The following is a 13,617-nucleotide window of genomic DNA, read 5'->3' as shown; positions in this document are numbered from 1 at the left end:
CACTAGGTATGCTGTTAGTTCGCATTCTAAATTGGATATTTCAATAAGAAAGGAATTCTTTGATCATGAACATAAATAAAAGTCCACTAAAGCATTTGAGTAAAGATACAAAAGCTGCCCAATCCTCACATAAGATGGATTTCCCCATAAAAGTATTGCAGATTGGTGAGGGGAATTTTCTTCGGGGCTTCTTTGATTGGATGATTCATGAGTGTAATAAACAAGGTCATTTCAAGGGAAGTATTGCAGTTACCCAGCCCCGCCGCGCCGGTATAGGGAAAATAGAGGAAGTGAAGCGGCAAGATGGACTGTATACATTAATGTTACGTGGTTTTCACCAAGGGAAGAAAGTGGAACATACAGAGATCATTTCCGTTTTTTCAAAGGTTATTGATCCATATGAAGAATGGATGGAATTTTTAGCACTATCAGAAAATCCTGAATTGGAATTTGTAGTTTCCAACACGACTGAAGCAGGACTCAAATACCAGCCGATTCCTTTGGAAGAAGGAAAGCCGATGGAATCTTTTCCAGGAAAGCTGACTGCTTTTTTGTATCATCGCTATCTGCATTTTAACGGGGATGCGAAAAAGGGACTGATCATGCTTCCATGTGAGCTTTTAGAGAGAAATGGTGATTCATTGAAGCAATATGTTCTTAAGCATAGCAGGGATTGGGATTTACCAAAGCCTTTCATGGAGTGGGTGGACCGGGACAACCTATTCCTGAACTCGCTTGTAGACCGTATCGTTACAGGATTTCCAGCCAATGAGTCGGACACCCTATTTGCTGAATGGGGATACAAGGATACTCTGCTAAATACGGCAGAACCCTACCATTTATGGGCTATTGAAGGTGACCCTTGTATCGATCAACGTCTTCCTTTACAACAATCCGGATTGAATGTGCATTGGGTAAAAGATTTGACACCTTATCAAATGAGGAAGGTAAGGATACTTAATGGTTCACATACCTTGTTGGCTCCTTTAGGCATTTTATCTGGATTGGAAGAAGTAAAACAGGCAATCGATCATCCGGAATTCAACCAATTTCTAAGCAATGCCATAGAAAAGGAAATAATTCCTTCATTACCTTTTGATCAAAATGAGATGATGCAATATGGGGAAAGTGTTCTTGAGCGATTTAAGAATCCTTTTGTACATCACCTCCTGGCCGATATCTCGCTGAACAGCATTTCGAAGTTCAAGGCTCGTCTCCTTCCTACCCTAGAGAAATATCATGAGGCGAATGGCACGCTGCCCGACTGTATCGTAAGAGGTTTTTCGGGCCTGATCCGATTTTATAGGGTTAATGAAATGAAGGGGAGTTATATTGGTAAAAGCTTTGCGGGTAAAGACTATGTCGTTAAAGATGATATAAAGGCAATTGAATTTTTCCAGGAACAATGGCTTCGTTATGATAAGGGGGAAGTCCCGCTTAGACAATTGATAGAGGCAATCTTAAGTAATCAATATCTATGGGGGAAGGATTTGAGCGATATCCCTAACCTTGGAAACGAATTATGCCAATATCTAGAAGGGATGATTGACTGAAATTAGTCTTTGAAAGGATTTAGCAAGATTAATTTTATGAATATTCTCCCTATCTCTTATTTTTTTCTTTCTTTTATTTGTATTTTTGGTATACTGTATTAGTGATATTTTTTCTTGGTAGTTTTTCTAATGGAAAGATATTAAAAGAATTACATATTCTTTTATTCCCGTGAAGGGGAGTAGCGTCAGGGATAACCTGAAATAAAGTCGTCATTACGTGGGAACCCCACCGGCTTTATTGGCCTAATTCATTTAGTGCTTAGCGAGACCTTTGCCATTTATGGCAGAGGTCTCTTTATTTTTGTAAAAAGGAGGAATTTGTGTTGGATTTTTTATCAGGTGAATTCATTTCAGGACTTTTAGCGATCATTATGATAGATTTGGTTCTAGCCGGTGATAATGCGATCCTTATTGGATTGGCTGCAAGAAAGCTTCCAAAAGAACAGCAAAAAAAGGTGATAATATGGGGCGCGGTCGGGGCAATAGTGATAAGGATCATTGCAACGCTGCTAGTTGTTTGGCTATTAGAGGTGCCAGGACTGCATTTAATAGGGGGATTACTTCTTGTATGGATTGCTTATAAGCTCCTTATCGATGAAGAAGAACATGATGTGAAGCCTGCAGACTCGATGTGGGCTGCCATTAAAACCATCATTATTGCTGATGCATTGATGGGATTGGACAATGTCCTAGCGGTTGCAGGTGCTTCTCATGGTAACTTCATTTTAGTGGTGATCGGTTTACTTGTATCAATTCCAGTAGTGATGTATGGAAGCACTTTGATCCTGAAACTGATCGAACGCTTCCCATTCATCATAATAATTGGTGCGGGAATACTAGGCTGGACAGCTGCTAAAATGATCGTAGCTGAACCTTTCATGCACGACTACTTTGCAAATCCCTTCATTAAATATGGATTTGAAGCGATAGTGGTGATTGGAATCCTGTTTGCCGGGATTTCAAGACAGAAAAATATCGAAAAAGAAAAAGCAAACAGAGAAAAAATGCAAATCGAACGTAATGGATAATCGATACAAAGAGACCTTTCGGATGAAAGGTCTCTTCTTTTTGTCTATGCCATATAAGTACAAAACAAGAAAAGGGACGAACCAAAGTCCGCACTTTGGTTCGTCCTTTTGCGAATTAGCAAACGACAACATGCACTTCAATCATGATATCTTAGCCAAATGAGCATATGGAGCGTTCACTCTGTTAGTTTAGTTTAAGTTAATCCAGACACTTTTGACTTCCGTATAATTATCCAAAGCATAACTGCCCATTTCCCGACCGATTCCACTTTGTTTATACCCGCCAAATGGAGAAGCTGCATCAAATGCGTTATAGCAGTTTACCCAAACTGTACCTGCTTTTAATTCATTAGCGACATAATGGGCTTTTTTTACATCCTGTGTCCATAAACCTGCAGCCAATCCATATTCTGAGTTATTTGCCCGGTTTATTACATCATCCAAATCGTCGAAAGGCATCGCAGCTACAACTGGACCGAAGATTTCCTCTTTAGCAATTGTCATTTCGTCCTCAACGCCTGCAAATATTGTAGGAGTTACAAAATAACCCTCTCCTTGTCCGTAATTACCCCCGGTAACCACTTCAGCTCCTTCAGACTTTCCTTTTTCAATATAACCGCCGACTCTTTCCATTTGTTCACTGGATACCAAAGGCCCTATCTGGGTAGATGGATCAAGACCGGCCCCTTGTTTAATGTTTTTTGCATGGGACACTAAGTCTGCTACCACGTTATCATAGGATTTCTTTTGAATGTACAGGCGGGAACCGGCACAGCAAACTTGTCCTTGATTAAACATGATGCCCATTAAAGCTCCAGGAATGGCTTTACTCATATCTGCATCCGGTAAAATGATATTAGGAGATTTCCCGCCTAATTCCAACGAGATTTTTTTCACGGTTCCCGAAGCTTGGCGCATGATCATTTTCCCTACTGAGGTTGAACCGGTAAAGGCAATTTTATCGACATCAGGATGATCTACAAGCGGTGACCCTGCTGTTTCACCAAATCCTGGTATGACATTGAGAACGCCTGGAGGAAAACCTGCTTCAAGCGCCAATTGTCCTAAATATAAGGCTGAAAGCGGCGTTTGCTCCGCTGGTTTTAAAACGATCGTACATCCGGTGGCAAGGGCTGCGCCTAATTTCCATGCGGCCATAAGTAGGGGGAAATTCCAAGGGATGATCTGACCTACCACTCCAACCGCTTCATGACGGGTATAATTGAAGTAATTCCCAGCAACAGGTATTGTTTGTCCTACTATCTTAGTGGTCCATCCCGCATAATAACGGAAGTGATCGATTGCAAGGGGGACATCGGCATTAGTGGTTTCGCCAATTGGCTTGCCATTATCCAGGGTATCCAATTGCGCTAACGCCTCTTTATGTTCCTCCATGAGGTCCGCTAATTTATAAATGAGGCGACTTCGTTCAGATGCACTCATTTTTTTCCAAGGACCGTTGTCGAACGCCGTACGTGCTGCTTTGACTGCTTTATCTACATCTTCCGGACCCGCTTCACTCACAACCGCTAAAACCTTGCCGTTTGAAGGATCGAGAGTATCAAAGGTTTTTCCTGAAGCAGCTTCCACCAATTCCCCATTTATCAAAAGCTTTTTGGTGCCCTTCAAGAATTCTTGCACACGTGGATTGAGTTTAATAGTTTGTTCCATGTATAATACCCCTTTTCAATTGTATTATATGTTCGATATCTGTTTGGACAATGGCTCTAAGTAAAAGGATCAGACATACTTTTATGTTTTTTTCCAATTCCCTTTGGCAGACTTGCCAGCGATTCTGACTATCTTGATTTCTTTCTTACCCCCCTTTATCAAAAGGAATCAATATCTCGACATGTAATTATGCAAGACTGATGCCATAACAAAAAACCGATGAAATCAGTTAAAAAGGTGGTGGAGGGAAAAGGGAAGGTGCCTTACTGTTCCATATTGGAACAGGCAGGTGTTCCAATATGGAACAAAAAAGTTTAGTAGTTCACAGAAGCTTGTTTTCATTTTGGTGGATATCTGAATTTTCTGTTATAATTAAATTGAAGGAACGAACCCTGAATGCTCTGAAACCTTGGGTCACTTAGAGTTTCATTAATGAAATTGAATAAAAAACAGAAGCCGATTTACTTGATTATACATACGGGAGGATTATTCAATGTCTGTTAATATAAGCGCGGATAAAGGAACCATACCGGCATTTATTCAAGAATCATGGCAGCGGTGCATTTCGAAGGGACTTCAGCCAAGCATGATGGAAAAGGAAGATATGCTTGGTGCTTTTGAGTTGGCCGAATACCACGATCGATATGCGGAACTTCTGTACCATTCTTCTCCCATTTTAGAAGAAGTTTATCATTCGATTAATGGTTTGGAGTCCATTTTATTACTTGCTGCACCTGAAGGATATATCATCGAAACAGTTGGGGATCCAGCTTTCATCCGCCATGCAGATAATGTTTCCTTAAGAAAAGGGGCCAATTGGCTAGAGGAATCAAAAGGAACAAATGCAATAGGAACAGCCATAGTGGAGAGGAATCCTGTATTGATTCATGGCAGTCAACACTTTCATCAGGATAACCATTTTCTTACTTGTGCCGCATCACCCATTTATCACCCTGATGGGCACCTGCTTGGTGTTTTGAACTTAAGCAGTCATCAACAGAATTATCATCCTTTTTCCATTAGCTTAGTTCAGAGGGTGGCTGATAGCATCAAACAATCACTCTTGTTGTCCCAAACACAAAAAAGGGAGAAAAACCTTTATTTTATATATGATTCATACCCTGATCCGTTAATTACCCTAGATAAAGAAGGGAAAGTTACAGATCTCAATTCAGCGGCGTCAGATGTTATCGGCACATTGGAAAAACCGGTATCGAATATTGTATCAGGAACTGACCCACTCGTTTTAGAACGGAGGGTTTCCATTAAAGACCAGGAATTCTTGGTTCAAACCCTTGGCAAAAATATAGAAAATCAATCATCCGTGATCGTACGGTTAAAAAAACAGAAATTGATTGATGGATTAACAACCAATCGTTATCAATTTACCGATATAATAAGTAATGATCCGCAAATGAATCAAACCATATCCATTGCTAAAAGAGCTTCAGCGCTTGATATCAGCTTGCTAATCACTGGAGAAAGCGGAACGGGAAAAGAACTGTTCGCTCAATCCATTCATGGGTATAGCTTAAGAAGTGATAAGCCATTCATCGCCATTAATTGCAGCGCAATTCCAGAAAACTTATTGGAAAGTGAGTTATTTGGGTATGAAAAGGGTGCCTTTACTGGAGCAAAAAGCGGCGGGCATAAGGGGAAGTTCGAAGCTGCAGATGGCGGAACCCTGTTTTTGGATGAAATCGGGGACATGCCGGTACAAGCTCAAGCGTCTCTGCTCCGAGTGCTTCAGGAACGATGTGTGACGCGTGTCGGCGGACATGCTTCCATTCCAATCGATGTCAGGGTAATTGCTGCCACCAACAAAGACTTACAAAAAGAAATGGAAGCTGGAAAATTCCGTGCAGATTTATTTTTCCGCCTTTGTGGATTATCTTTAAAACTTCCAAATCTGAGGAGTCGTAAAGATTTATTGCTCTTAGCAGAATACATTTTAGCGGATTTACCTTATAAGAGCGAACATACTGAACTGACAGTCGAAGCTAAAACATTCATTTTGGGATATTCGTGGCCAGGAAATTTCCGTGAATTGCAAAACGTTCTCGGACAGGCTGCATTCCTAGCTGATAAGGGCCCGATTACAAGGGACATGCTTGTGGCACTTTGTCCTGTTTCTTCCATTACCAATGAGGAAGGGGCAATTGCCGATCGGGAACCAAGAAACTTTCAAGAACAAGAAACCCAGCTTATCAGAAATGCATTGGAACGAACAGGTGGAAATATCAGTAACGCCGCGAAACAACTCGACATCGGCCGAAATACGCTTTATAGAAAAATGAAAAAATATGGAATCAACTTTCAAAAGTAAGAGTTCCTTAGTATATAAAAAAACATGTATGATAATTTTTCTTTTAAAATCTCTCAGATTCCCGACTTGATTTGGTCGGTTCTTGTTATTGCAAGTAAATATATGCGAACATGCATACCTTGTCTCCTTATAAGCTACATTTCACTACTATAAATAATGAAGTGCAGGAAATCAAAATCTCATATAGAATGATGTTATTGATATAGTATCTAAATTTCCGTAAGGGGATGTGTGGTCAATAGTATGAAGTTGTCATCTGAACATAAGAAGTATAAATTTGTATTGATCCAATATTTGGAAGAAAAAGAATCTGAGTTTTTAAATGAATGGAACGAGACTATTAAGATCAATGAAATAGATCCCTACAAAGAAAAGATTAAAGAAAATGGTTATGGAATGTACTCACTGGTGATCCAAACGTTCAAGGAAGTACTATCTGAAGATTTGCTGATTAAATTGGCTTACCAGGTTGCAAAAGAACGTCTTGAAGCGAATATCAATATTGGGGATTTTCTATATAATATCAATTTAGGGAGAAATATCATAATCAGAAATCTTTTTGGGGCAAATATCCCGATTAATTATATGCAGAAATTCATTAATGACATCAACTTGCACTTTGATACGTTCAGCTACCATGCAGTAACGAGATATACGAATCTTACAAATGAAGTGATTGAGGAAAAAAAGTCTTATATAAGTGAAAACCACAAAGATAAATTAGCGGTATTGGGCCAGATATCATCAAGCTTTGTACATGAATTCCGAAATCCTCTTACAGCTATCATGGGGTTCAATAAATTACTGAAGAGGGAGAATCCGGATTTGAAATATTTGGATATCATTGATTATGAGTTAAATCAGCTGAATTTCAGGATAACCCAATTCCTCCATACCTCTAAATCAGATTTTAATGAGGAACAAAGAGAGGAAATTTCAGTGTTAAAGCTAATTGAAGAAATTCAAGAACTGACTTATGCAAATATTGTGGATGCCAGTGTTAATGTGGAAATAGATATTTATCCAAACTTCGCCATGACAGCGAGCAAGGATGGGTTAAAACAAGTGTTCTTGAATCTTTTTATTAATTCGATTGATGCCTTAAAGGATAAGGAACATCCAAGAATTTTGAGGATAAACTCTTTAATCGAGGCGAATGAGAGAATAATTAGAATTTCAAATAATGGACCGGCCATTGCAAGTGAATTGATTGAATCTATTTTTGAACCCTTTGTCACGACGAAAGAGTTAGGAACGGGAATTGGGTTATACGTATGTAAAAAAATCATCGAAAGTAATGATGGATATATGAATTGTGTCTCCAATGAAAATTTAACCACATTCAGCATCCATTTCCCTAAAGTCCAGAATGAGCTTCAAAGGGTATAATACATATCATATAGTGACTTTTCATAAAGTAAAATAGTATACATATCGATATTTTTCGAAGCATGTACAGATTTTTGATTAATAGGAAAGGCTGTTTCGGATCTGCCGGTATTACATAAAATCATTCTCAAGAAAATAAATATATTTGGAAGATGCAAAATCATAATTTGGTTTTTGGCATCTTCTTTTTATCTCTGTCATTTTTCGGTATGTAAAGGTGTCGAAATCTAAAATGAAATCAGTTAAATTGTCATTTTTAATTCAATTGTGAATCAAAAAGGGTCAATAATTAATATATGAATCAAAAAATGCATTTATGATGCAAAAATGAATCGTTTTTAATCCATAAAAGCGTTAAACCCTAATTGAATAACTATCCTTTTTTTGGCATGGATATTGCTTTTATTTTATATAGGTATGAAATTTTAATGAGAGAGGGTGCTTTTATAAAAAAAGAAGATAGAGGAAAGAAAGAATAAGAGCTGGTTATTTTACATAAAAGAACTTCACTCAACAAAAAGCGAAAGTGAAATATCAACAAGGACCATTGTACATTCCGTGTAATTCATTGAGGGGCTGATGGTAGTAAAGAGATAGTATAAATAGAAATGCATTACCGGTTAATAGAATATACGCTGTTCAATATACATATAACGATTGTGAATTTGGCCTCATGAAAACGAATAATGAAACGGGTATAGGACTGTTAACATTGTTTTTTTGAATGAAAGATTTCTACTAGGGCACCCATGAGCAGTGGTTTACTGCTTACAAAACGTTAAATTGACAGTTTTTAAGGATGGTGACAATAGTGGCACTTCAAACAAATGAATTGAAACATGGTCTCAAGACCAGGCATGTCACAATGATTTCTATTGGCGGGGTAATTGGGGCAGGACTATTTATCGGAAGCGGAACCATAATTGATTCAGCTGGTCCTGGTGCGATTTTATCGTATATAATCGCAGGATTGATGATCGTGCTTATAATGCGTATGCTGGGTGAAATGGCTGTTGTAAATCCTGATAGCGGATCCTTCTCAACATATGCACATCAAGCATTCGGTCCTTGGGCCGGATACACGATCGGCTGGTTATACTGGTTCAACTGGGTTATCATCATTGCTATTGAAACTACGTTATTGGGAACTATGATTCATGATTGGTTTCCTGGTATACCTATATGGGCTGCCAGTCTATCTTTCCCTATATTAATGACGATTACGAATATCTATTCAGTCAAAGCTTATGGGGAATTTGAATACTGGTTAGCTTTCATGAAAGTGGCTGCCATTGTAATATTCCTCTTCCTTGGTGCCGCCATGATCTTTGGATTGGTTCCGGGATTTGATTCACCAGGCCTTTCAAACATAACTGGATCGGAAGGATTTTTACCAAAAGGTTTTCTGCCTGTCCTTCTTAGTGTGATATTCATCACTTTCTCTTTATCAGGAAGTGAGGTAGCTGCCATTGCTGCAGGAGAGTCTGAAAACCCTGAAAAAAACATTATTAGAGCCATAAACAGTGTCGTATGGCGTCTTCTTCTTTTCTTTGTTGGTTCAGTGACCGTGTTGGTTCTCGTAATCCCCCAAGGTGCTGAAGATTTACTGAAAACCCCCTATGCCAGCGTATTTGACATGGCAGGCCTGCCGGCAGCGGGTCAAATCATGAATATCGTAATCTTCACTTCATTGCTTTCTGTTTTGAATTCAGGCCTATATACTAGCTCTCGTATGTTATATTCTTTATCAAAAAAAGGTGATGCACCGAAAATCCTTTCCCGAGTGAATAAGCGGGGAATCCCGATTTGGGCGTTAATGGCAAGTGTTTTCTTTGCTTATGTGTTCACGACATTTAAATTTGTTTCCCCTGATAAATTGTTTGCTTTTCTCGCAAACAGCTCGGGAGGGGTCACGATGATCATGTATATCTTTATCGCCTTTTCTCATCTATATTTACGGAAAAAGACGGAAAAAGAAAATCCCGGGACACTCAAAGTGAAAATGTGGCTATTCCCTTATTTAACCTATGCGACCATTGCCGTTTTATTTATTATATTCGTTGCTCAGGCGTTTATTGATTCCATGAGATTGCAATTCTTTCTTACAACCCTTCTCACGATTCTAGTTATTGGGTCATACTTTCTGTTTTATCATAAGAAAAACGTAATTGCTGCTGAACAAGAAGGAAAACTAAAAAATATCCACGTTAAGGAAGGTTGAGGAATGTAGTCGCTTTGTCCGATTATAGAGAAAAAAGATTGACTATTCTAATAAAAGACTGCCTTTAGTGGGGAGCTCCGTTGTCGACTATAGGGGTTTCGAAATAGTCTCTACCTAAACCATGATTTAAAAGAAGACTAAGTTATCCTTCATGTTTTTTTTTTACGGGGGTTGTACACTTTGAACGTGAGACCCCGCAGGTGAAAGCCGAGGGCCGACCGCCCGCGGAAAGCGAGTGCCCTACGTTCCAATCAACGTCCAAATTGTACAAGCCATAAAAATAGACAAACTCGATTTACATCGAGTTTGTCTACAGCCTGGGCTGCCCTTAGTGGGCAGCTTTTTTTCTGGTTCCAAAAATGATTGCATTCATAGCATGGGGGCGTTTATATATAATCGTTACCTTGACTGCCACCCCCTCTGTACAATTATGATACTCATTCATTTGCAACTTTGAAATCCTTTGCTAGAATATAATCTATAGAAAAGATTAGGAGTGGTGACTGTGGCTGAAACTCCAGCTGAAGGTTTGATTCATTATATTGCACCAAAAGGAGAGTATATCCCTTTTTTAGATGATACGGACTATATCGCTAAAGGATTGGAATGGAAATTATTCACTGCCCGTTCGGTTAAAAGAGAACTATTATATAAAAGCGGAAGTTTTCAAGCAAAAGTCAAATTGGCAGGTTATGAACAATATGGCAACGGACTTGACACTATCGTCGTTGAATTTGAAAATGGTAAGCTTAGCTGCATTAACCCTTCCTATTTAAAGGAAATGCAAAGCTCCAGTTTCGGAAAAGAACTGTTGAGTGGCCCGGTTTCCGAAACCGCTGCAGTTTCAAGTGAAATTGAGCAGGTGGATGAAGCACCAATTACGGAAAACGCCGATCAGCCAAGTGCAGAACCAAAAAAGGCAAAAACCAAAACTAAAAAGACGACAGCAAAACCTAAATTGGACTTGCCTGGGGAAAAAGTGCATTTCACCGCGACTATCAAGGAGTTCACGGCAAAAATGAACCATTTCACTGGTGAAGAAGATGAAGTCATACTCTTGGAGAATGTCAAAGTGACAACGGAGCCTGAATTGACTATCGGCGATGCTTGGTGTGGATATAGCAAGACATTAAAAAAAGCTGAGCTCGAAGAAGGAGACGCAATCGAATTTGATGGAAAAGTGGTCGACAAAAAATACAATAAAGAAATACGCTATAAAGTAAATAATCCATCCAAGTTAGTGAAAAAAGAAGGATAAACACTCGAAGTTATTGGATGATATGGAGTAAGCCGCCGCTTACTCCTTTTTTTATTTGCCGTATTCAACATGAACTTATTAGAATAGATGCGTCCACCACTGGAATATATTCGTTTGTGGGAGATACAACTTATAACCTTTCTCCAATCGTATTGGTTTTGCGTTTGTGGTTTCATATTTTCCAGTGTTGGGGATAATACATTATAATCATGCATTTATAAAAAAATAAGGGGGGATTTTCATATGAAAGAATTATTTCGATTATTGAAACAAGGTAATAAATCGGCGTTCATTGCTGCCTGTGTGAATAGTATCATCGCAGTGCTAAAGGGGATTGCCTATTTCATGACAGGAAATGTCGCTATGTTTGCTGAAACTTTACATACTTTGGGTGATGCTGCGAATCAGTTTTTCGTCTTCATTGGTTCTGCACTAAGTAAAAAGTCACCAACTGATCGATTCCCTGATGGTTTTGGACGTTTGGTTAACCTTGTATTACTAGGGGCAGTATTGGTTGTCGGGATCATGTCTTATGAAACGATTAAAGAAGGGTTCCATCACATTTTACACCCTTCAGAATCAACTGGTATCCTCATTAACTTGTCAGTCCTTTCGTTAGCGGTTGTGTTGGAATCATATGTATTATTTAAAGCGATGAAAGAAGTGGTTCATGAGACTGGAATCGAAGCTAAAGGGGCAGCCGTCATATTCAAGAGCTTTTCTGGTTTAAAAAGGGCAAAACCAGCGACGAAATTAGTATTTATGGAAGATATGGTAGCGACAGGTGGCGGCGTGCTTGCGATAATTGCCATATTATTAGCAAACTTCACGCCTTTTATCCAAGCGGAAGGAGTTGCTTCCGTCATGATCGGTCTTGGTATGTTCTATGTGGTTGGAAGGGTTTTTCTTGACAATGCTGCTGGTGCTCTTGGGGAAGCCGATATTGAAATGCGGCAAAAAATTGGTGCGATGGTCATGGATGATCTAGACGTAAGGGATATACAGAAACTGGCCGTAATAAAAGAAGGGGAAGATTTTCATGTTGAACTTGAAGTTGAACTGGATCCCCATATTTCAATCGCACAGGCGGACGACATTAAAGATCGGCTGTTTAATCAAATATTAAAGGAAAGAGGGGTAACGGACGTCATTATAGAATTTGATGAAAATGATGGTATCCCAAAATGGGAAGGTCAGATAAAAAAAGAATTGAATGAAATCAAAAAAGACAGCGAGTAGAAATAATGGCAGAATACAAAATGTCATGATCAGGATAATTGTGTGATTATAAATCAAGACACTAATGATAATACTGTTCAATTCATCACGTACTTTCCTTGGGTATGCATTATAAGCTATCATGGACTTAGTTACATAATGAAGGATTATGGAAGGGTGAATAAGAATGGAGAAACAAAATATTAAGCTAGTTGCACTTGATATGGATGGCACGCTTCTCAATAAGGCTGGAGAGATATCTGAAGAAAACCGGAGAGCGATAAAAGAAGCCGAAAATGAAGGGGTTTTTGTGGTATTGAGCACAGGAAGATCCTATGCGACGTGCAGTGATTTTGCAAAGTCAATGGAACTCCAATCATACCTCATTACAGTAAACGGAAGCGAAATTTACGATAACCAAGGAAAACTGGTGGAAAGGAATATCGTCGATAGTGAATCCATACAATGGATGTGGGAATTAAGCCAAAAACATGGTACACATTTTTGGGCCATTAGCTGCGATAATATTTACAGGGCCGAAATGCCTGAGAAAATCCATGATTCGCAATGGCTTAAATTCGGTTTTGATACAAATGATGCAAGCATCCGCCAAATCATCATGGATGAACTGGTATCAAAAGGAACCTTTGAAATAAGCAATTCAAGCCCAACGAATATTGAAGTGAATGCCATGGGAGTCAATAAAGCGAAAGCGATAAAGCTCGTATGTTCACTGCTCGACATTACCATGGAAAATGTAATGGCAGTGGGTGACAGCCTTAATGACCTTGCGATGATTTCTGAAGCAAAAATGGGCGTGGCAATGGGAAATGCCCAAGAAATTGTGAAAGAAAAAGCAGATTGGATTACAGCGACAAACGAAGAAGATGGTGTAGCTAAGGCCATTCGGAAATGGGTGCTTTCAAATTGAATCGAAACTGTATATGGGGATT

At 39.1% G+C, this 13,617-nt stretch carries 9 protein-coding genes; 8 read left to right on the top strand and 1 reads right to left on the bottom strand.

Annotated elements, in window-relative coordinates:
- Positions 1 to 65: 65 nt before the first annotated feature.
- Together OTG27_RS21740 and OTG27_RS21735 are read left to right on the top strand one after the other, a co-directional pair.
- The gene (locus OTG27_RS21740; protein ID WP_268938080.1) at positions 66 to 1,553 is read left to right on the top strand and encodes a tagaturonate reductase; all 1,488 of its coding nucleotides are present in this window, start codon (positions 66 to 68) and stop codon (positions 1,551 to 1,553) included.
- Positions 1,554 to 1,876: 323 nt separating this feature from the next.
- Positions 1,877 to 2,581 carry a TerC family protein gene (locus tag OTG27_RS21735; RefSeq protein WP_057277507.1) on the top strand — a complete coding sequence of 235 codons (705 nt, stop codon included), beginning with the start codon at positions 1,877 to 1,879 and terminating at the stop codon, positions 2,579 to 2,581.
- A 189-nt stretch (positions 2,582 to 2,770) separates the two neighbouring features.
- Here OTG27_RS21735 and OTG27_RS21730 read toward each other — a convergent pair whose 3' ends face one another.
- Positions 2,771 to 4,252, bottom strand: coding sequence for an aldehyde dehydrogenase family protein (locus OTG27_RS21730; protein ID WP_268938079.1), 1,482 nt, complete (start codon positions 4,250 to 4,252; stop codon positions 2,771 to 2,773).
- 493 nt (positions 4,253 to 4,745) lie between these two features.
- On the opposite strand from OTG27_RS21730, the gene OTG27_RS21725 reads away from it, so the two are divergent.
- The 6 genes from OTG27_RS21725 to OTG27_RS21700 all read left to right on the top strand — a co-directional run bounded on the left by OTG27_RS21725 (position 4,746) and on the right by OTG27_RS21700 (position 13,595).
- Complete coding sequence (locus OTG27_RS21725; RefSeq protein ID WP_268938078.1) at positions 4,746 to 6,578, top strand: sigma-54-dependent Fis family transcriptional regulator; 1,833 nt, start codon at positions 4,746 to 4,748, stop codon at positions 6,576 to 6,578.
- 243 nt (positions 6,579 to 6,821) lie between these two features.
- Positions 6,822 to 7,967, top strand: a complete 1,146-nt coding sequence (locus OTG27_RS21720) for a histidine kinase N-terminal domain-containing protein (RefSeq protein ID WP_095679521.1) — start codon at positions 6,822 to 6,824, stop codon at positions 7,965 to 7,967.
- An 802-nt stretch (positions 7,968 to 8,769) separates the two neighbouring features.
- Entirely contained in the window at positions 8,770 to 10,188 is a 1,419-nt protein-coding gene (locus tag OTG27_RS21715) for an amino acid permease (protein ID WP_268938077.1), read from the top strand.
- A gap of 505 nt (positions 10,189 to 10,693) precedes the next feature.
- Positions 10,694 to 11,446, top strand: a complete 753-nt coding sequence (locus OTG27_RS21710; RefSeq protein WP_082854619.1) for a hypothetical protein — start codon at positions 10,694 to 10,696, stop codon at positions 11,444 to 11,446.
- 243 nt (positions 11,447 to 11,689) lie between these two features.
- Positions 11,690 to 12,685, top strand: a complete 996-nt coding sequence (locus OTG27_RS21705) for a cation diffusion facilitator family transporter (RefSeq protein ID WP_063576112.1) — start codon at positions 11,690 to 11,692, stop codon at positions 12,683 to 12,685.
- Positions 12,686 to 12,851: 166 nt separating this feature from the next.
- Complete coding sequence (locus OTG27_RS21700; protein ID WP_268938076.1) at positions 12,852 to 13,595, top strand: Cof-type HAD-IIB family hydrolase; 744 nt, start codon at positions 12,852 to 12,854, stop codon at positions 13,593 to 13,595.
- The last annotated feature ends 22 nt before the right edge of the window (positions 13,596 to 13,617 follow it).

Origin of the sequence: Peribacillus sp. AS_2 (assembly GCF_026891895.1) — a bacterium.
Taxonomy (GTDB): domain Bacteria; phylum Bacillota; class Bacilli; order Bacillales; family DSM-1321; genus Peribacillus; species Peribacillus frigoritolerans.
The sequence above is the reverse complement of the archived record's forward strand: the minus strand, read 5'-3'. Positions and strand labels throughout refer to the sequence as shown.